Source organism: Delftia sp. WY8 (assembly GCF_018437695.1).
Classification (GTDB): domain Bacteria; phylum Pseudomonadota; class Gammaproteobacteria; order Burkholderiales; family Burkholderiaceae_C; genus Comamonas; species Comamonas tsuruhatensis.
This window is the reverse complement of the sequence record NZ_CP049795.1, coordinates 3,918,396-3,937,924: the sequence shown is the minus strand read 5'-3', so window position 1 is coordinate 3,937,924 and position 19,529 is coordinate 3,918,396. Positions and strand designations below refer to the sequence as shown.

At 63.4% G+C, this 19,529-nt stretch carries 19 protein-coding genes, 1 tRNA gene and 1 pseudogene; 6 read left to right on the top strand and 15 right to left on the bottom strand.

The window, feature by feature from the left end; genetic code table 11:
• The first annotated feature begins 1 nt into the window (after position 1).
• Positions 2–1,228, top strand: a complete 1,227-nt coding sequence (locus tag G4D77_RS18130) for an ATP-binding protein (protein ID WP_012202266.1) — start codon at positions 2–4, stop codon at positions 1,226–1,228.
• 15 nt (positions 1,229–1,243) lie between these two features.
• On the opposite strand, the gene G4D77_RS18125 is transcribed toward G4D77_RS18130, so the two are convergent.
• Together G4D77_RS18125 and G4D77_RS18120 are read right to left on the bottom strand one after the other, a co-directional pair.
• The gene (locus G4D77_RS18125) at positions 1,244–1,681 is read right to left on the bottom strand and encodes a hypothetical protein (protein WP_012202265.1); all 438 of its coding nucleotides are present in this window, start codon (positions 1,679–1,681) and stop codon (positions 1,244–1,246) included.
• Between the two features lie 374 nt (positions 1,682–2,055).
• Positions 2,056–2,967 (bottom strand): LysR family transcriptional regulator, encoded by a 912-nt coding sequence (locus tag G4D77_RS18120; RefSeq protein ID WP_034365695.1) that lies wholly within the window; start codon positions 2,965–2,967, stop codon positions 2,056–2,058.
• Positions 2,968–3,056: 89 nt separating this feature from the next.
• Here G4D77_RS18120 and G4D77_RS18115 point away from each other — a divergent pair, with 89 nt between their 5' ends.
• The 3 genes from G4D77_RS18115 (at position 3,057) to G4D77_RS18105 (ending at position 5,713) form a co-directional block, all read left to right on the top strand.
• Positions 3,057–4,445, top strand: a complete 1,389-nt coding sequence (locus G4D77_RS18115; RefSeq protein WP_154833205.1) for an MFS transporter — start codon at positions 3,057–3,059, stop codon at positions 4,443–4,445.
• Positions 4,417–4,842, top strand: coding sequence for a DUF4440 domain-containing protein (locus G4D77_RS18110; protein ID WP_154833203.1), 426 nt, complete (start codon positions 4,417–4,419; stop codon positions 4,840–4,842). The genes G4D77_RS18115 and G4D77_RS18110 overlap by 29 nt, the downstream gene beginning before the upstream one ends.
• A gap of 61 nt (positions 4,843–4,903) precedes the next feature.
• A complete protein-coding gene (locus tag G4D77_RS18105; RefSeq protein WP_154833201.1) occupies positions 4,904–5,713 on the top strand; it encodes an APH(3')-II family aminoglycoside O-phosphotransferase in 810 nt (269 codons plus the stop codon).
• Between the two features lie 16 nt (positions 5,714–5,729).
• Here G4D77_RS18105 and G4D77_RS30885 read toward each other — a convergent pair.
• From G4D77_RS30885 to G4D77_RS18070, 8 genes and pseudogenes are all read right to left on the bottom strand, one after another.
• Positions 5,730–5,828 (bottom strand): annotated as a pseudogene (locus G4D77_RS30885) (IS110 family transposase); the annotation flags it as partial.
• 271 nt (positions 5,829–6,099) lie between these two features.
• On the bottom strand, positions 6,100–7,764 hold the full coding sequence (locus G4D77_RS18100; RefSeq protein ID WP_154833199.1) for a GmrSD restriction endonuclease domain-containing protein: 1,665 nt from the start codon (positions 7,762–7,764) through the stop codon (positions 6,100–6,102).
• Positions 7,765–7,926: 162 nt separating this feature from the next.
• The gene (locus G4D77_RS18095) at positions 7,927–8,769 is read right to left on the bottom strand and encodes a GTPase family protein (RefSeq protein ID WP_250134283.1); all 843 of its coding nucleotides are present in this window, start codon (positions 8,767–8,769) and stop codon (positions 7,927–7,929) included.
• Positions 8,770–9,252: 483 nt separating this feature from the next.
• Complete coding sequence (locus G4D77_RS18090) at positions 9,253–9,669, bottom strand: GNAT family N-acetyltransferase (protein ID WP_154833196.1); 417 nt, start codon at positions 9,667–9,669, stop codon at positions 9,253–9,255.
• Positions 9,670–9,772: 103 nt separating this feature from the next.
• Positions 9,773–10,726, bottom strand: coding sequence for a glycosyltransferase family 32 protein (locus tag G4D77_RS18085; RefSeq protein WP_154833193.1), 954 nt, complete (start codon positions 10,724–10,726; stop codon positions 9,773–9,775).
• Complete coding sequence (locus G4D77_RS18080; RefSeq protein WP_154833191.1) at positions 10,723–11,760, bottom strand: glycosyltransferase family 2 protein; 1,038 nt, start codon at positions 11,758–11,760, stop codon at positions 10,723–10,725. Before G4D77_RS18080 ends, G4D77_RS18085 begins: the two co-directional genes overlap by 4 nt.
• Positions 11,757–12,878: a glycosyltransferase gene (locus G4D77_RS18075; protein ID WP_154833189.1), complete on the bottom strand. Its 1,122-nt coding sequence runs from the start codon at positions 12,876–12,878 to the stop codon at positions 11,757–11,759. The genes G4D77_RS18080 and G4D77_RS18075 overlap by 4 nt, the downstream gene beginning before the upstream one ends.
• Positions 12,875–14,143 (bottom strand): O-antigen ligase family protein, encoded by a 1,269-nt coding sequence (locus G4D77_RS18070; protein WP_047468084.1) that lies wholly within the window; start codon positions 14,141–14,143, stop codon positions 12,875–12,877. Before G4D77_RS18070 ends, G4D77_RS18075 begins: the two co-directional genes overlap by 4 nt.
• A gap of 130 nt (positions 14,144–14,273) precedes the next feature.
• On the opposite strand from G4D77_RS18070, the gene G4D77_RS18065 reads away from it, so the two are divergent.
• Positions 14,274–15,134, top strand: coding sequence for a capsular polysaccharide synthesis protein (locus G4D77_RS18065; RefSeq protein ID WP_154833187.1), 861 nt, complete (start codon positions 14,274–14,276; stop codon positions 15,132–15,134).
• Between the two features lie 31 nt (positions 15,135–15,165).
• Here the strand turns inward: G4D77_RS18065 and G4D77_RS18060 are convergent, their stop codons facing one another.
• From G4D77_RS18060 to radA, 4 genes are all read right to left on the bottom strand, one after another.
• Positions 15,166–15,375, bottom strand: coding sequence for a zinc-finger domain-containing protein (locus G4D77_RS18060; protein ID WP_012202256.1), 210 nt, complete (start codon positions 15,373–15,375; stop codon positions 15,166–15,168).
• A gap of 119 nt (positions 15,376–15,494) precedes the next feature.
• Positions 15,495–16,433 carry a branched-chain amino acid transaminase gene (locus tag G4D77_RS18055; RefSeq protein WP_016453623.1) on the bottom strand — a complete coding sequence of 313 codons (939 nt, stop codon included), beginning with the start codon at positions 16,431–16,433 and terminating at the stop codon, positions 15,495–15,497.
• 44 nt (positions 16,434–16,477) lie between these two features.
• Positions 16,478–16,924, bottom strand: coding sequence for a hypothetical protein (locus G4D77_RS18050; protein WP_016448586.1), 447 nt, complete (start codon positions 16,922–16,924; stop codon positions 16,478–16,480).
• Between the two features lie 83 nt (positions 16,925–17,007).
• Positions 17,008–18,393 (bottom strand): DNA repair protein RadA, encoded by a 1,386-nt coding sequence (radA, locus tag G4D77_RS18045; protein WP_016448587.1) that lies wholly within the window; start codon positions 18,391–18,393, stop codon positions 17,008–17,010.
• A 142-nt stretch (positions 18,394–18,535) separates the two neighbouring features.
• Here radA and G4D77_RS18040 point away from each other — a divergent pair.
• A tRNA-Met gene (locus G4D77_RS18040) sits at positions 18,536–18,612 on the top strand.
• A gap of 68 nt (positions 18,613–18,680) precedes the next feature.
• Here G4D77_RS18040 and G4D77_RS18035 read toward each other — a convergent pair.
• Positions 18,681–19,496: a siderophore-interacting protein gene (locus G4D77_RS18035; RefSeq protein ID WP_017407487.1), complete on the bottom strand. Its 816-nt coding sequence runs from the start codon at positions 19,494–19,496 to the stop codon at positions 18,681–18,683.
• Positions 19,497–19,529 lie beyond the last annotated feature (33 nt).

Sequence of the window (19,529 nt, the reverse complement as noted above, 5' to 3'; positions counted from 1 at the left end):
AATGAAGCTGCTGTCCCTCTTCTCCCAGCGCCTGTACCTGCGCATCTGGCTGGCCGTGGTCGGCGGCGTGGCCGTGCTCACGCTGACGGTGGCATGGGCCTGGCAGATCGCGGCCGAGCAGAACGCGCAGAACGTGCAAAGCGCCAGCTCGCCGCCCTCGCGCGACGTGGCCATGCGCGACGGCCAGGGCAACGTGATCGCCCAGGGCCGTGCACGGCGCCTGCCCGGCTCGCCCGAGGAGGGGCTGCGCTTCGAGATCGAGGGCACGGACGGCCAGACCTACATGCTGCACATGGCGCCGCGCCCGCCGCGCGGCGACCGCCCGCCGCACGACGGCGCCGCCGCCTTCTGGCTGCGCCCGCCCTTCGGCTTTCTGTGGCTGCTGGGCCTGGTGGGCGTGGCCGTGGCCGTGGGCGTGTTCCCCATCATCCGCCGCCTGCTCAAGCGGCTGGAGAACCTGCAGCGCGGCGTCAAGCGCTTTGGCGAGGGCGACCTGTCGGTGCGCGTGCCCGAGCACGGCAGCGACGAGGTGGCCGACCTGGCCCACCAGTTCAACGCCGCCGCCGCGCGCATCGAGACCCTGGTGACCTCGCACAAATCGCTGCTGGCCAATGCCTCGCACGAGCTGCGCTCGCCGCTGACGCGCATCCGCATGGGCCTGGAATTCATGGGCGACGACCCCGCCAGCGCCCGCGCGCGCGCCGAGATCCAGCGCAACATCAGCGAGCTGGACCAGCTGGTGGACGAGATCCTGCTGGCCAGCCGGCTGGAGACCTATGAGGGCGACGTGGGCACGATCGAGCCCGTGGACCTGATCGGCCTGGCCGCCGAGGAATGCGCACGCGTGGATGCCGACCTGGACCTGCAGTCCACCGACGCGCTGGAAGTGCCCGGCATCTCCAAGCTGCTGCGCCGTGCCGTGCGCAACCTGCTGGAGAACGCGCGCCGCTACAGCCAGGGCGCCATCACGCTGGAGCTCGCGCGCCAGGACGCCATGGCCGAGATCCGCGTCTGCGACCATGGCCCCGGCGTGGCGCCGGCCCACCGCGAGCGCATCTTCGAGAAGTTCTTTCGCCTGCCCGGCGCCAGCGAGCGCTCGGGCGGCGTGGGCCTGGGCCTGGCCCTGGTGCGCTCCATCGCCCAGCGCCACGGCGGCAGCGTGCACTGCGAAGGCCGCGCCGACGGCCAGCCGGGCGCCTGCTTCGTGCTGCGGCTGCCGCTGGCCTGAGCTGCCGCCTGCGGCTCAGCCGCGCCGGTGCTGCCACTCCACACGTTCCACCAGATCCCTGAGCAGGTCGAAATGCCAGCGGGTGCGCTTGAGCAGGCGGCCGTAGCGCGAGCGGGGGAAGCGGTAGGCGCCATCGGCCAGCTCGATGGCGCAGGACGCCAGGTGCCACTGCTGCTCGAACGCCTGGTGGCTGTCCGGTGGGTCGGCGCGCATGCGGCGTATGTGCGCCAGCGCCAGCTCCACCGCGCATTCCACGTCGAACTGGCGGGCCTTGCGGTCGGGCTTTTTGCCACAGACCTCGGCCAGGGTGACCAGCCGCCCCTCGATGACGACCAGGCAGACATGCATGGCCTGCCACGCGCTGGGCCAGTCGGAAGGCCTTGCGGCTTGCGACCGCTTGGGCAACGGCTGCGCCTGCACTGCCGCGCCGGCAGTGTTTTTGCGGGATGTCATGGGGTCAGCCCTCCTGGTAGAGAAGAGGGCTGGAAGGGGCAAGCGCAGCGCTGGGGCTGGCAAGGATGGGGAGGGTCATGGTCTGTTTTCCTACGAGATCACAGAAAACCACCGGTTGAGTTTCTACGCACAACAGGTGGGCGTGGTGGTTAGAAACACGTCCGTAGCCGTGCGGGCGTCCTTGCGGATAGCCCCCACCACGCCCGAAACCATGCGGACAGGCGCAAGCAAATGCGCCAATCCGACGAGATAAGGCATGACAAAGCCCCGCTTTAAGGTGGGGGCTGCAACCTCACGGAAGGTGTTTCTACGCACCGGGCCTTTCGGCTTGCGGCCAGTTTAACGGGGCCGGGGCGGGCCGGCCAGCCGCACCCTCAATCCCGGCCCAGGTGCTCGCACAGGAAGTCGATGAACACGCGGGTCTTGCGCGGCAGGTGGCTGCTGTCGGGAAAGACCACGCTGATGGGCTGGGGCGGCAGGGCGTGGTCCGGCAGCACGCGCTGCAGCACGCCGCCGGCCAGGTCGTCCTCCACAAACCACGCAGGCAGCACCGCCACACCCAGCGAGGACCGGGCCAGGGCGCGGATGGCGGTGGAGGAGTTGGATTGGTGGGCCGCCCGGCCCACCACGTCCACGCCCTGGCCGCCGGCAGTGCGCAGCGTCCAGGCCGTGGGATGGGCGAGGTTGCTGTTGGCAATCCAGGGCAGGTCTGCCAGGTCTTCGGGCCTGCGCACGGGATGGCTGCGCAGGAAGGCGGCCGAGGCCACCAGCACGATGTCGTAGCCGGCCAGCCTGCGGCTTTTGAAGCTGGAGTCCGCCAGGTGGCCCAGGCGCACGACCAGGTCCAGCTTTTCGGCCACCAGGTCGCTCAGTGAAGAGTTGACGTCATAAGCCACCGAGATGCCCGGGTAGCGCTCCAGGAAGGCCGGGATCAGCGGAAGAATGTACTTCTCCCCGTATTCGCTGGTGGTGCTGATGCGCAGCCGGCCCGCGATGCGGTTGCCGCTGTGCATGGCGTTGTCGAAGGCGCTGCCCACGTCGCGGACGATGCCCTTGAACTCGTCGTAGAACTCCCGCCCGGTTTCCGTCAGGGCGATGCTGCGGGTGTTGCGCACCAGCAGGGCCACCGACAGCGCCTCTTCCAGCGCCTTGACGTGCAGGCTGGCCATGGCCTTGCTGATGCCCAGGAAGTCCGCCGCCCTGGTGTACGAGCCGAAATCCACCACGGCCAGAAAGGTCTGCGCGCGGTGCAGCAGCGTGTGCATGGCCGTGCTTGTGGGGGTCATTGTTCAATCCAGTCAAACAAAGAGTCCAGCATAGCCCCATCGACGTGGCCGCCCGCGCTCTTTAGTCTTGCCCCTCCTGAAAGCGCAAGATGACATACCGATACCGCCTGGCCACCGTTTTCCTGATGGGTTTTTTCGTCGACTGCATCAACATCTTCATGCCCGCCGTCGCGCTGCCCACGATTGCGGCCGAGTTCCATGTGGGCATCTCGGCCGGAGCCTGGGTGGCCAATGCCTACATGCTGGGACTGACGCTGGCCATTCCCCTTGCCCCCTGGCTGGCCGACCGCTGGGGCGCGCGCGGGCTGATGGCGGGCTCCATGCTGGCCTTCGCCCTGGCCGCCTGGGCCTGCGGCGAGGCGGGCAGCTTCGGCCAGCTGGTGGGCTGGCGCTTCATCCAGGGCATGGCGGGCGGCCTGGTGATCCCAGTGGGCCAGGCCCTGGCCTTCAACCGGTTCCAGGGGCCGGAGCGCGCGCGTGTCTCCACGCTGGTCATGGCCGTGGCGCTGATCGCACCGGCCCTCTCGCCCTGGCTGGGCGGGCTGATCGTGGACCACGGCTCCTGGCGCTGGGTGTTCCATTCCAATATTGCGCTGGCCCTGGCCGCAGCAGGCCTGGCCTGGCTGTGGGTGCGCGATGCGCCGGCCACGGCCCGGCAGCGGCCCGACTTCAAAGGCCTGGTGCTGGTCAGCGCCGCGCTGGCCGCCTGGCTGCTGGGCATGTCGCTCTATGGCGCAGGCCAAGGTTCGGGCCAGGGCCTGGCGCTGGCCTGGCTGGGCATGGCGGCGGGCCTGGCCTTCACGGTGCTGTATGCCCTCCATGCCCGCAAGACGGCCCACCCCATTGTGGAACTGCAACTGCTCAAAAGCCCGCGCCTGCGCATGTCGGTGGCCGTCTACCACGCCATTCCCGGCATGTTCACGGGCGTGAACCTGCTCAACATCTTCTACCTGCAGGACATGCTGCACCTGAGCGCGCAGGCCACAGGCCGATTCATGATGGTCTACGCAGGCGGCGCCCTGGTGTCCATGCTGGTGGGCGGCCGGCTGTACAACCGCGCGGGCGCACGGCCCCTGTTCATCGCCAGCATGGTGCTGCACAGCCTGGGCATTGCGGCGCTGGCCGCCGTGGCGGCCCCTGCCGACCCCTGGCTGCTGGCGGCCGCCTACGGCCTGATGGGCCTGGGCGGCGGCCTGGGGGCCAATACCGCGCAGACGACGGCGCTGCTGGACTTCGACGGCCGGCAGACGCAGCAGGCCAGCGTGATCTGGAACCTCAACCGGCAGATGGCCTTCAGCGTGGGCGCTGCGTTTTTCCTGATGGTTTTCAACACGCTCGCCACCCGCCTGGACGCAGGCCGGGCCTATCACATGACGTTTCTGATCGCGTCGCTGGCAGGGCTTGTGCCCCTGCTGCACCTGCGATCGCTGCACACTCCCAAGGACCACCATGCAAGACAACAAGCCCATCGACCGTGACATTGACATTGACATCGGCATCGCCGAACGCAGCATCCACCGGGTGCACGCGCTGATCCACACCGTCTTCACCCAACCAGCGGGCGCACAGGCCGCGCTGCAGGCGCTGATGCCGCAGTTCAGCCCGGAGTTCAGCATGGTGACCACCACGGGCAGACTCGTCGGCCTGGACGATGTGGAACAGATGTTCCGGCGCGCGGCCGGCCAGCGGCCAGGGCTGGAGATATGCGTCTGCGACATGCAGCCCATATGGCGGGACGCGGCCGGCCTGGCCATGCGCTACCTGGAAACCCATCGCCTGGACGGCGTGGAGACTTCGCGCCGCTCGGTGGTCATTCTCAAGCGCGCTGGCCAGGGCGTGCTGTGGCGCTACCTGCATGAGACGGCGCTAGGTTGAAGGGCCGTGGCCCGCGGCGGCGAAAATGCCTGGCCATCACCATGAGACGCGCGAGCCCCGCATGCAAGACCCCATCGACGTGAAATCCGCCCACAACGGTCTGCCCTTCCCGGCCGCATGGCAGGCCCGTTTTCCAGTCACTCGCGCCGAACGGCAGGCCATTGGCGAGTCTCGCGCGGATGTATTCCGGCTGCGCCCTCCCGAAGGTGGCGACCTCTTCGTCAAGTCCGAGCTTGCGGGTCCGCTGAGCGAGTTGCCGCAGGAGATTGCCCGGCTGCGCTGGATGCGGCAGATGGGCCTGCCCTGCCCCGAGGTGCTGGAGGCCGCCACCGAAAACGGGCGCCATTGGCTGCTGATGACCGCCGTTGCTGGGCGCGATATGGCCAGCGCCACAGATTTGACGCCCGCCCAGGCCGTGCAGATCATCGCCCAGGCTCTGCGCCACCTTCATGCCTTACCCTGGCAAGAATGCCCGTTCGACCACCGGCCCGCGCAGCGCGTGGAGCATGCGCAGGCACAGGTGCAGGCCGGACGGGTGGATGAGTCGGACTTCGACGATGAGCGCCTGGGCCGCACGGCGGCCGATGTGCTTGCCGAGTTGTTGGAGCACATGCCGCAGGAGGTGGATGCCGTCGTAGCCCATGGCGATGCCTGTCTGCCCAATCTGATCGTGGACGGTGCGGCGTTCTCCGGCTTCATCGATTGCGGCCGGCTCGGCGTCAGCGATCGCTACCAGGACCTGGCGCTGGCCTCGCGCAGCATCACGCGCAACCTGGGGGCCCAGTGGGCGGCGCCCTTCTTCGAGGCCTACGGCGTGGTGCCGGATGCGCAGCGCATCCGGTTCTACAACCTGCTAGACGAGTTTTTCTGAGCAACCGTCTTGCTCGTCAAGCACTATGCATAGTCGAATCCCACATCGAGCCATGTTTGACAATAGCGTTGAGCATCGTCAGCAGCTTGCGCATGCAGGCGACCAGGGCAAGCTGGAGACGTCAATACCGATAAAAACAGAGTCGGACACGCCCTCTCACTCCCATCCTTGTCTATGCGAACTCCAAGTTCCTGCAACCGTTCGGGTTGCAGAGAAGGACGGTCCGGCTCAGATGCCCAATGCTCAGAAGCGGGCTTCAAACATCCTTTTTCCGTCAGACTCTTTTCTTTCAGATCCAGTGAATTTGCAAACCGTCTTTCCATTGGATTCTTTGATCCCTGAGTCAGTCATCACTCCTCCTTTCTCTGTTGACAAGCCACCTGGATTCATAGCTCTGGATTCAAAGCTTCATTGAGAGCCTCTGCAATCGCCTCAGATCGTTTTCCAATGAATTTTTCATAATCATCTTCCAGAATACCGAAACCCTTTAAACCGTTAATCAGGTGGGAACGAAGTGAAGATAGCAGCCTTGAATTATTCGTCTTGAACTCCTCAACATAGTGACTGGGCGCCTTTGCTCTGATTTTATTATTGGAGGCGGCATCAATAAGGGTTATGTTGGCGATCAGGTTAGCCTCCAGCAAAGGATAATTTTTCTCAACATACTTCCTGGGGAAGAAGTGGTGATAATTTCTGCTTGTGGCAATTCTTAGATTCGAATTATCAAGAAGAACATCACTATCATCGTCAAGATTTCGAGGTTTGTTGGAAGCAAACAAGCAAAGAATAGTCTTTACATTGGAATTACCTGCCGAGAACCAAGTTTCCCCAATATCATCAGCAGAAACACTCAATTCATCCGAAGAATACCTTGGCATTTTTTCCTTAAGAATCAGATTCATTTTCTTAAGGTCTTCAGCAATCTTGGTTTCGGTTGATCCGCTGTATCGCCAGTTCAAACCAACCCAATAGAAAAACTGTTTCAGGAGTTTTGCTTGAATTTCTGTTGGCCGTTTGTTTTTGTTCTTGTGGAAGAAGTATGTAAACGGCACCAGTAGAGAAGCGTAAGGAAGAAGCTGTGAAACAGGGACATGCAGCTTGGTTCTAATGAAATCCACTGCCGCAAACATGGCAGACACCATAGGCTCCCAATTGGCAATGAATTTTTCCCTGCGGATTTTCAGAATATCCTTGGCTCTAATGCTGCCCACGGCAATTGCGGCCACCGCTTGAAGAACCGTCGCGGCAGGAACTGTATCAAATTTGGCCTTAGCCAGACTCTTATCATTTTCGTCACTGCCATTGAGTAATTCTTCATATTTTAAAGCCAAGTCAAAACCCTTTTCCTCATCATAGGTCATGGCGACCATTATCTCAAAGAGGGTTAGAGGTTTTCCGCCGGTGTTAATTCGGGAGAAGACATCACAAGCAATGTCTATCGGGTAGTCCTTGATTGTGATAGTAGCAAAATCGTATGTGGTCAGTTTGGTTTTGTATTCTTCAACCAGATCCGATTTTTCTCCACCAACCTGCTTGAACAAGTCTCCCATTTTCCGGGTCAGCAGATCATGCACTGAAATAGAAACTTTTTCCTCATCCTTCTGGCTCGTCACGATTTGCTCATCGTTCAATGGATCATAGTCAAGATTCACATAAATATCAGTGTAATCAATTTCTTCCTCATCCTTTGAAATTCGAAGGCCCTTGCGAATAGCATAAAGAGAAGTAATTCGCTGCTGCCCATCCAGAATGTATTGAGCATAGTCTCCCTTGGGACTTTCAGGCAACGAATGATTTCCAATATCTTTCACCGATCTAAGAGCCTCCCTCGTCTTCCAAAAAATAAAAGTCCCAATGGGGTAGCCCTTTAAAATGCTATCAATCAGCTTGGCGCTCTGTTCTTTGTCCCAAACAAATTCTCGCTGGAACATGGGCAACTTAATCTGTCCAGAATCAATCTCAAGAAATAATGCCTCATATTTCTTGTTGGCATTTTCTGGTCGTAAGAGAACAGCAGGTTCTTCTTGTTCTAACTGAACTTTGGTTGTCACAGTAAATTCCCTTTTCTTGGTAGCGGTGACTTGGATTACTCTGCAACCCGGCTCACTTGCCACCTACAATTTCAATCCATTCAACAAATCATGTACCGCACTTTGACTTATGTGCATCAAGATTATTTTTAAGGCTAATTTTTCTTTTTGGTTTACTATAATTTAAAACCAATTCTTAATCCATCGACCAACTGTTGAAATGATCTTGGGAGCGGAGGTAATAAGGGCATCCACAACTTTGTCCTTAACGGCATCCCATGCTTCTCCGGCCATTTCTTTGGCTGAATCCCAAATACCTTTTTCAGCGCTTTTTCTTGCTTGCTGGCTTACGTTTTCCTCTTTTGCCTCTCGTGTAAACGAGTACTTTTTTTCGTTTGGGAGCGCCTCCACAACAAGTTCAACCAGTGATGCCAGATTATAGGATTTTCCTTTTTTCGAAACGGCAATGGAGACTATATTGCTAGCGGGTGTTTTAAACCTTCTGGAAACATCATTTTCCTTGACAGCAATATTCTTTAATTGACTCTCGCCAGGCGAATATTTCTCATGCTCCCAGTCTTCACTGTCGTTGGTCTTATCTGTTTGGGTTATTACAAAAATAACCGGGGTTTCTTTCTTTCCGCTAAAAATGGCCGCATAAGCATCAAGACCAGAAGCATAGTTTCTATCATCGGCTTTAATGGCCCACAGTATCAAATCCAACTCAGGAACCAGGCTCTTATAAAGTTCCGTATATTCTTCCTGGTGCTTGGGATCTTCACCAATTCCCGGAACATCAACCAAAACAATCCCACCTTCTCCATCAGCACTGCCAATCAATATTTCTTGCGGCTTCCTGGTGCATGCCTTTACATCGCTGATCTTGGCAACATCTTTGCCAAATAGTGCATTGCAAAGACTGGATTTCCCCACTCCCGAGTTCCCAAAAACACCAACCTTCGGTGTGTAGGATCGGATTTTCTTAATACGTTCGCTAATGTCCTTGATTAGCTGCTCTTGGTTCACTTCTTTCAAAACTTTCTCCTCCCTAGAAAATAAACAAAAGACGATTACAACTATTCGCCTGAATAGGCGATGATGTTAAGCATTGTTACGAATATGTCAAGCTACTGGTATCGTAGGTGTCTTGACGGTGGGCTGAACACATCGTGAATACACTAGCTTGCCACCGCCAGCCGTAGGGTGAGCAAATCTCCACGGAATGTCTGCACGAATCCCGTTGAGATATGCTTGCCATAGACACGCGCAGGCAGGATGACCGATCACATGCCATGAAGCGAGTCAGCCTGACGCAGCCCCATGCAAGCTGCCGTATACGCAAGCGGCATTGTTTTGCATGAATCGCCCTCAGCCAGCCCCCTTGCCCCGCGAACTCAAGCAACACGCACGGGTTGCCGGCGAGCAAGAACCGCCATGCGATTGAGCTCCCACGCGCAGCAACCTCCATGGCCTGCGATGCGATAGGGCGAAACCATAGGCTTGCCCCCGTCAGCCGGGCTCTTTTTTTCTTGAATACACCTTCAGGTTCCGGCACTCTCCAAACCCATGCCGCTGCAAAAGCAAGGCAGCCTGGGGATTGAGGGCCTCTGCATAAATGGTGGTGTGGCCGATATCCTGCAGGAATTTCTGCATGAGGAGCCTGCCGATACCCCGCCGCTGCAGCCCGGGGTCCACGACGATTTCACTGAGGTGCGTGACCATGGCGCCGTCGGTGAAGCCGCGCAGGAAGCCGACAGCACCGCTGGTGGTGGTCGCCAGCAGGTAGTAGGAGGCACTGAACATCTGCCGAAGCAGGCCTTCCGGATAGCTGCTGCCCCAGCCATTGGAGACGTATATCTTCTCTATATCTTTGAAATACGCATCGATATTGTCCTGGCGCTTCAGGATGGCGTAGTCCTGGTGCATATGCATCTCCCCCATTCAAACGCAATGCCACGATGATGGCGCATCGAATCGGGCACATCGGCGCGGACGGCTCTGGCTCGCCATGGAAGGCGATGAGCGGGATTCAGCCCCGCAGGTAGCGGTCGGCGATGCTGTCGGGCACGTAGAGGCCGCGCTCCAGGTACAGGTCCAGCTTCTTGCGGTCGGGGGCGCGCAGCTTGATGAGCGGCACAGGCGCCTGTTCGGTGCGGGAGAACATCAGGCGGATCTTGAGCGGGGTACGGCCCCAGTTACCCTGCACGTGCAGGAAGAAGGGGCCGTCCTCGGCCTTGGCCAGCCGCAGGCGGTAGCTGCCGCCGGCGCGCAGCACGCGCTGCATGGCCAGGTGCATGCTGAGGTAGGCGGGCATGTCTATGCCCTGGCGCAGTTGCTCGTATTCGCCGGCCTGCTGGAGCTGGGAGATATAGGCCTCGCCCGTCTGCGGCAGGACCTGCTCCACGTATTCCTTGTGCAGTGCGGCGATGAAGGCGCTGCCCGGGGGCGCGGCCATGAGCCAGTTCTCGACCACGGGCACCTGCAGGTCGCGGGTGTAACGCTCCAGGTAGTAGGCGACGAGGTCGGCGCCGCTGCGCTGCTGCTGCTCCAGCAGCCAGTCCAGTGGCTCGGTGAGGATGGTGCTGGCATCCAGCCAGATGCCGCCATGGCGGTGCAGCAATTCCAGCCGCAGCCAGTCCGAGCGCTTGGCCACGGGCAGCTGCTGCAGGTTGCCGGGCAGTTGCGGCACGTATTGCGGCAGTTGCGCGTCGTTGAGGATGCGCAGGCTGTAGCCGGGGTTCAGGCGGGCCCAGTTGTCAAAGCAGCGCTGTATGAGCAGGGGCACCGAGTCGCCATTCCAGTAGGCCCAGATGATGCGGGGAATGGGCGTGGAGACGGGCACGGGCGCCGCAGGCCCGATGTCGTGGCTGCGGAAGTCGGGCGCGGGGCCCTTCTCCAGGCGGCGTGCGAAGGTGGCGTAGAAGCGGCGCATGCCGGCCGCCAGCCACAGCTCGCCCCGGGTTTTCAGTTTCAGGCCGCTCATGCGTGGGCTCCCGGTGTTCCCAGTTGCTGCGCGCGGCGCTCCCAGCTGCGCAGCTTCCATGCGCGCAGCCACCAACCGCGCCGCAGATAGGCCTGGCGCAGGGCGGGCAGGGACAGCGGGGAGATGCGGCCGAAGTCCGCCAGGAACTGCTGGGCCAGTGCCTGCAGCTGCGCGGGCGGCATGTCCCGCTGTCGGTCGAGAAAGCGCAGGGCGCCGATGAGGTTGCGCGCGGCCTGGTGCGCCCAGGCGAAGTGCAGGCGCCCGTCGTTGCGCAGCGCATCATCCTGCAGGGCTTGCACGGCCTGCGCCAGCGGCCACAGGGCGGCGGACTGGTCTGCCGCCTTGGCCGGCGTCATGGACGCAAGGATGGAGTTGGCACGCTGCCGGTAGGCCACCCAGGGCTGGGGGCAGTAGTAGAAGCTGCTGCAGCGCAGCGCCATCTGCGGCATGGTCATCATGTCTTCGAAATAGCGGCCTGCAGGAAAGCGCAGGCCGGCATCCCACAGGCTGCGGCGCGAGATCTTGGACCAGGCATGCAGCTGCCCCGTGCGCAGCAGGCCGGCCAGCAGGGCGCCCCGGTCCTGCGAGCACTGCAGCGTGGGGCCCTGGAAGCTGTGCCGGTGCGCCTCGCCGCGCAGGCGGTGCTTGAGGCGCGGGGCCTCGCGCCAGACGGAGAAGTCGCAGAGCACGGCATCGGGCGCATGTTGTTTCACGATGGCCGACAGTCCGGCAATCGCGCCGGGCAGCAGCTTGTCGTCGGAGTCCAGGAACCACAGGTAGTCGCCCGTGGCCGCCTCGATCATGGTGTTGCGCGCCGCGCTCAGGCCGGCGTTGCGCTCATGCTGCATGAGCTGCAGGCGGCCGGGCCAGCGCTGGTCCAGTTGCTGCATCAGGGCCCAGGAGCCATCGGTGGAGCAGTCGTCCAGCACCAGCACCTGCACGCCGGCATCGGACTGGTCCATGACGGACTGCAGGCATTCCTCCAGGTAGGGGAGCACGTTATAGACGGGCACCAGGATGCTGAGCCAGGTCACGGACGCTCCCCCTGCAGCAGGCGGGCGAACAGGTCTTCGTACTGGCCGGTCATGCGCTGCAGGCTGTAGTGCGACAGGGCTTCCTGCCGCGCGGTGGCGGCCATGCGCACGGCGGCCTCGTCATCCTGCAGCGCCTGCTGCAGGGCGTCGGCCAGCGATTCAGGGTCGGCGTGCGCGGCCAGCAGGCCGTTGTCGCCGGGCCGCACCACTTCCTGCACGCCCACCACGCGGCTGCCCACCACCACGCAGCCCGCCGCCATGCCTTCCAGCAGGGACAGGGGCATGCCCTCGTAGTGCGTGGACAGCACGCAGACGCGGTGCGCGCGCAGCAGGCCGGGCACGTCGTTGCACATGCCGATGAATTGCACCTGGTCCTGCAGGCCCAGTTCGGCGCTGAGCCGCTGCGCCGCCTGCTGGGCGCGCGCCTTGCCGCCGCCGGCCAGCGTCAGCGTGGGCTTGAGGCCGCGCTGGCGCAGCACGGCCAGCGCGCGCAGCAAGGTGGCATGGTCCTTTTGCCGCGCAAAGCGCGCGGCCATGACGATGTCCGGGCGGCGCTGCAGCAAGGGGGGCGGCTCCTGCAGATAGGGCTCGGGCCGGATGCCGTTGCTGATGGCCATGAGCTTGGCCGCAGGAAATCCACGGTCCTGCAGGCTCTGGCGCACGCCTTCGGAGCAGCCGACGATGGCGGCCGTGCGCTCGGTCAGCCACAGGGCCTGCGCCAGCCGCCAGCGCGTGTAGCGCTCGCGCGAGTTGTGTTCCACATGCACCAGGCAGGGCACGCCGGCCCACAGCGCGGCAAATCGGCCCCACAGGTGGTCGCTGAACCCATGGGCGACGACGATGTCCGGCCGGAAGTCCAGGCAGATGCGGCGCAGCTGCCAGACGGTGGCGGCATGGGACCAGCCGGCGACCACGTCGACATCGATGCCGCCGTCGCGCAGCTTCTGCACGCGTTCATCGGAGGTATTGCGCTTGCGCCGCAGCACCAGCCGGGCGTCGAAGCGGCCCGACGCGCGGTGCGCCGACACCAGGTCCACCGCCACCTGGGTGGCACCCGAAAAGCCGCCCGTCACGAAGTGCAGCACCCGGGGCCGGGCCATGGTGGCGCGGTCCGTCACCGCACGGCTCCGCTGGCCCTTTCCAGGCCATGCAGCGATGACCACAGGGCCACCACGAGGAAGACGAAGAAGACGATGCCGCTGTTGTGCACGAAAAATTGCTGTGACATGCCGAACGCCAGGTACATGGCTGGCATCAGGCTGCCCAGGATACGCAGCAGCAGGGCCTCGCGCCAGGGGGTGCTGTCCGCAGGCCACAGCGCCATGCGCCGCCGCGAGGGCCAGAACAGCCACAGCAGCGAGATGAACAGTGCCGCCTGCAGCAGCACGCCAGGCACGCCGAGCTTGACCCAGATGTCCAGGAAGTCGTTGTGGATGAAGTTGTATTCGCGGATGGAGCGTCCATAGTCACCCGCGTCCACGCGCCGGTGCATCTCGTCCACATAGCCCTGCATGCCCCAGCCCAGCAGGGGCTTCTCGCCGATCATCTGCACGGCCAGCCGGTACTGCTCCAGCCGGGTGCCCAGCGAGGTGTCGGAGTTGCCGGCATGAAGGTAGTTGCTCACATCCAGGTAGACCTCGTCGACGCGCTCGCTGACGCGGGGTATGAAGGCCATCACGGTGGCCAGCGCCACCACGATTGCAGCGCAGCCCAGCAACAGGCGCCCGAAGTACTGCGGGCGGTACATGCGCACCAGCACCATCAGCATGAGGAACATCGGCAGCAGCGCCAGCCAGCCCCCCCGCGAGCCCGACAGCAGCGAAGCCAGCGCACCCATTGCAGCGGCCGCCAGCACCAGCAGGCGCCACAGCAGGGAGCGCTGGTGCCAGAAGGACATGGCATAGATGCAGGAGAAGCAGCCCAGCAGCAAGGCCATGTTGCCCCACTGGATGGCATTGGTGTAGCCCGTGGCCCGCTCCATGCCCAGCACGCAGACCTGCCACAGGGCCATGAAGCCCGCGCCTGCGCTGCCCAGCGGTATGCCCCACAGGAAGATCCGCGCCGTGGGCGGGTAGCACATGGCGAACAGCAGGCTGACCGCGCCCAGGATGAATTTCACGGGGCGGTCGAACTGCCCGGTGCCCCCGTCCAGCACGGACAGGTGGTACCACATCACCGCCATGCCCATGAACAGTGCCACCAGCAGCCAGGTGCCAGGCGACTGCCTGTACCGGACCCAGCGGGGCAGAAAACACAGGGCGCCCAGGGCCATGAGGCCCGCGCCATAGGAATAGCCCGAACGCAGCCACAAGGCCAGTCCGGGCACCAGAACAGCGGCCAGGGTCGTGAGGAGCCCTGGCAGCTTCGACTTGTCAAATCTCATCAAGACCGCGACTTTCTGCCCCAAAATGCGGGCATTCCGCTTTCCATCCGCTATGAAAAAAATTCCTGCGGTCTTATTCAGGCTGCTCCATCGCTGGGCAGCCCCTTCCAAAATCGGCGCAGATTACACCATGCCCGCGCCCTTGCAGCTGCCCCCATCGCCCCCGGCAGCCGATGGTCTTGCAGCGGACATCCCGAAGACGATCTGGACGTACTGGAACCAGTCCGGCCTGGACCCTTTCGTCCAGCAGTGCGTGGACAGCTGGCGGCGGCAATGCCCGGATCACCAGGTCATCGTCGTGACACCAGAGAGCCTGGGCCAGTACGTGGCCTGCGGCGACCTTCCTGCGGCATTTGCCGAACTCCACCCCACCAAGCAATCGGACTGGCTGCGCCTGTATCTGGTGGCGCACCACGGCGGCTACTGGTTCGATGCCACCACGCTGCTGACCGCGCCGCTGGACTGGATGGGCGCCGGCGCAGGCGCCACCGAGCTGACCGGCTTCTACCTTGAGGGCTTCACCAGGGACAGGCGCTACCCCGTGATCGAAAGCTGGTCATTCTGCGCTCCGGCCGGCTCGCGCTTTGTATCGGAATGGCAAAAGGAGTTTCACCAGGCGCTGATCGTGGAGGGCCCTGCGGCCTACCTGCAGCGCCTGCAGTCGCGGCCCGACGCCGCCGAGGTGCTGCAGGGCATCCCCGATCCAAATTACCTTCTGATCCATGTGACGGCCCAGCAGGTGATGCGCCGGCTGTCCGATGCCCGGCTCACGCTGTTCAAGGCCGAGGACACCGCCTTCTTCTACCACCGCGCCCTGCGCTGGAAGTGGTACCTGCTCTACCCCCAGCTGTGCCTGGCGAAGGCGCCGCAGGTGGCGGCGCCCATCGTCAAGCTGCGCGGCGGGGAACGGCGCCATTTCACGGACATGCTGGCCCTGCACGGAGGTGCTGCGCCCGGCAGCATCTGGGGCCGCGCGCTGTCGGCGCGCTGAGACACGCAAAGCGGGCCGAGGCCCGCTTTGCTCAATGCCCGCCTGCGAAGACTTCGCCGGCCTTCAAGCGGTACAGCGTGCCGCAGTAGGGGCACTTGGCCTCGCCGGTGTGGGCCACGTCCAGGTAGACCTTGGGATGGCTGTTCCACAGCTTCATGTCGGCCTTGGGGCTGGGGCAGAACACGCCGCCCTGGGCGTTGAGGTCCTTGGCCGCCAGTTCGACGGTGGCATTCGTTGTCATGCTTGCTTATCTCTTTCGTGGGTATCTGTCATTTTCATCGTCGGGCCGCCCCAAGATGAAAAGCACCCCCTCGGGGGGCAGTGGACCTTGCAAAGCAAGGGTAGCGTGGGGGTCATTTTTTAGACCCGAGTCAGCCAATGGGCGTACTTGGGGTTGCGGCCGTTGACGATGTCAAAGAAGGCCTGCTGGATCTTTTCGGTCAGGGGGCCGCGGCTGCCCGCGCCGATCTCGATGCGGTCCACCTCGCGGATGGGCGTGACTTCGGCGGCCGTGCCGGTGAAGAAGACTTCATCGGCGATGTACAGCTCGTCGCGCGTGATGCGCTTTTGCACCACCTCCAGGCCGAGGTCCTTGCAGATGTGCATCACGGTATTGCGCGTGATGCCGTTGAGCGCGCCGGCCGACAGGTCGGGCGTGTAGACCACGCCGTCCTTGATGACGAAGATGTTCTCGCCCGAGCCCTCGGAGACGAAGCCCGAGGCGTCCAGCAGGATGGCCTCGTCGTAGCCGTCGTCCAGCGCCTCGGTGTTGGCCAGGATGGAGTTGGTGTAGTTGCTCACCGCCTTGGCCTGGCTCATGGTGATGTTCACATGGTGGCGCGTGAAGCTGGAGATCTTCACGCGGATGCCGCGCTGCATGCCTTCCTCGCCCAGGTAGGCGCCCCAGGCCCAGGCAGCCACCATCAGGTGGATGGTGTTGCCCTTGGGCGAGACGCCCAGCTTGCGGTCGCCGATCCAGGTCAGCGGGCGCAGGTAGCACGATTCCAGCTTGTTGGCACGCACGACCTCCACCTGGGCCTGGTTCACCGCTTCCTGGGTGAACGGGATCTGCATGCGCAGGATCTTGGCGCTGTTGAACAGTCGCTTGGTGTGGTCTTCCAGGCGGAAGATGGCCGGCCCCTGTTCGGTCTTGTAGGCCCGAACGCCCTCGAATGCGCCGCAGCCGTAGTGCAGCGTGTGGGTCAGCACGTGGATCTTGGCATCGCGCCAGTCCACCAGCTGTCCATCCATCCAGATCTTGCCGTCACGATCGGCCATCGAGGGAACAACGGGGCTCATAGAAACATCCTTGGGGGTATTGAACAGAACACCAACCCGCTATTTTAGGGCGCGGGGGCTGCCTCGGGGGCCGCCACCGTCTCGGGTTGCGGTTCGGGTTCGGGCGTGGGGCGCACCAGGGTCCACTTCACGAGCCGGCCATGCATGAACTCGCAGGTCACATGGGATTGCGTGCCGTCGGTCCAGCGGTAGATCTCGGGATGCTGGCCGTCTTCGGACAGGCGCTCGCCCAGGGAGCGCGTCATGGCCACCACGTGCATCAGCGAGACCTTGGGCTTGAGCTTGACGTTGAGCATCACGGCGCTGCCCACATAGCCCATGGGACGGTCCGAGGCCTTCTTCATGATGGACATCAGCCGCGTGAAATGCAGCAGCAGCCACATCATGATGCCGCCGCCCACGGCAACCACGCCCATCCAGCCATAGGACTGGTGCGCAGCCACCAGCAGTACGAGCAGACCCAGGGGAATCAGGATATTGCGCAAATTCATGGCGCCGATTGTCTTATGGAGGCGCCGCAGGACCGCTGCGGACAGTGCGTATGCCCCCGCAATGCGCTCGGCAAGGCAGTGCCTCAGCCCATCCCTCGGACGATGTTCATGGCTTCGTCCACGCGCTCCACGGCATGCACGGTCAGGCCGGGGATGGCCTTCTTGGGCGCATTGGCCTTGGGCACCACGGCCATGGTGAAGCCGAGCTTGGCGGCTTCCTTCAGGCGCTCCTGGCCGCGCGGCGCGGGGCGCACTTCGCCGGCCAGGCCCACTTCGCCAAAGGCCAGGAATCCCTTGGGCAGGGCGCGGCCGCGCAGGCTGGAGGTGATGGACAGCATCACGGCCAGGTCGGCCGCAGGCTCGCTGATGCGCACGCCGCCCACGGCGTTGACGAAGACATCCTGGTCCGCGCAGGCCACGCCCGCATGGCGGCTGAGCACGGCCAGCAGCATGGCCAGCCGGTCCCGGTCCAGGCCCACGGACAGGCGCCGGGGCGCGGGGCCGCCCTGGTCGACCAGGGCCTGTATTTCCACCAGCATGGGCCGCGTGCCCTCCAGCGTGACCAGCACGCAGGAGCCCGGCACCGGCTCGCTGTGCTGGGACAGGAAGATGGCGCTGGGGTTGGTGACGCCCTTGAGGCCCTTCTCCGTCATGGCGAAGACGCCGATCTCGTTGACGGCACCAAAGCGGTTCTTGATGGCGCGCACGAGGCGGAAGTTGCTGTGCGTGTCGCCCTCGAAATAGAGCACGGTGTCCACCATGTGCTCCAGCACGCGCGGGCCGGCCAGGGCGCCTTCCTTGGTCACATGGCCGACCAGGATCACGGTGATGCCCGTGGTCTTGGCCGCGCGCGTGAGGTGGGCCGCGCATTCGCGCACCTGGGCCACCGAGCCCGGCGCCGAGGACAGCTGGTCCGAGTACACGGTCTGAATGGAGTCGATGACGACCACGGCCGGCTGCGTGGCCTCCATGGTGGCGAGGATCTTCTCCAGCTGGATCTCGGCCAGCACATTGACCTGGCTGGCCTCCAGCCCCAGGCGGCGCGAACGCAGCGCGACCTGGGCACCGCTTTCCTCGCCGGTCACATACAGCGTGGGCAGGCCCACGCGGTGCAGCGCATCCATGGCCTGCAGCAGCAGGGTGGACTTGCCGATGCCGGGGTCGCCACCAATCAGCACCACGCCGCCTTCGACAATGCCGCCGCCCAGCACGCGGTCCAGCTCCTCGATGCCGCTGGGCGTGCGCGCCACGTCCTGGGCCTCGATGGCCGACAGCGGCATCACGGCCTGGGCATTGGCCAGGCCCGCATAGCCCTGCGGCTGGCTGAGCCGGTTCTTGCCCGCGCCCGCAGGCTCGGCAACGGCCTCGATCAGCGAATTCCAGGCCCCGCAGGCCGGGCACTTGCCCAGCCAGCGCGGGCTGGAGCCGCCGCAGGCATTGCAGATGAACGTGGTTTTGTCTTTGGCCATGGGTTGGGCACTATACCGAGCGGTGGCTGCCGCCCCGCCCGCCTGCCTGTTGTCTAACGCAGTTGCGTGACAAAGAGATATCGGTTATAGTTGCCTTCTTCGCTGCACAAAATGCGGCGAAACGAAATTACTGCGGAATTACCGCGCGATGGAGCAGTCTGGTAGCTCGTTGGGCTCATAACCCAAAGGTCGGAGGTTCAAATCCTTCTCGCGCAACCACCACGAAAAAAAGCCCACTTCGGTGGGCTTTTTTTCGTCTGTGCCTTTCTTGCTTTTCTCCACGCAGGTCAGCTGGGATCGTTCAGGTCTTCATGGTGGTCTGCCTGGCCCTGCTTCCAGTACGAGGCCACGCGCATGCGCTTGGGCGCGGCGCCCTTGGCCAGCAGCAGGCGCCGCAGCTCGGCCATGGCGCTGTGCTCGCCCGCCGCCCAGATATATCCGTCGTCGTCCTGGGGAAGCTCCAGCGCCTGCACGGCGTCGGCCAGCGATTCGACCCAGGCACAGTCCAGCTGGGCCGTGCTCTTCCACTGGCGGCGGTCGGCAGGGTTGCGCAGCTGCACGCGCACCACGGCGCGGCTGCCGGCGGGCAGCTCGGCCAGGCGCCGCTCGATGGCGGGCATGGCGGTCTCGTCGCCGAACAGCCAATGCCATGGCAGGTTGGCCGAGATCACCAGGCTGCCGCGCGGCCCGGCCAGGCCCACCCACTGGCCCAGGGGCGCGGTCAGCGCCCATTCAGTGGCGGGGCCAGCATCGTGCAGTGCGAAATCCATGATGAGGTTCTGGCGCGCAGCGTCGTAGCGCAGCGGCGTGTAGTCGCGCAAGGTGGGGCGCTCGTCCTCCACGAAGGTGGGGCGGCCATCGAGCAGCACGGGAAGCGCGGGCAGTTCGCGCCCGGCCTGGGGCAGGATGAGCTTGACGTGGTCGTCAAAGCCCGCGCTGACGAAGTCCTCCAGCTCGGGTCCGCCCAGGGTCAGGCGCACAAAGCCGGGGCTGGGCTGCTCGCGCGAGAGCAATTGCACATGGCGGGCGCGGAAGGGATGGCGGACACGGTGGACGACGGGGGCAGGCGCCACGGCAGAGTTGGCTGGATTGGGCAAGTTCATTGGCGAAACGGCCTGTGACGGCCTAGAATGTTG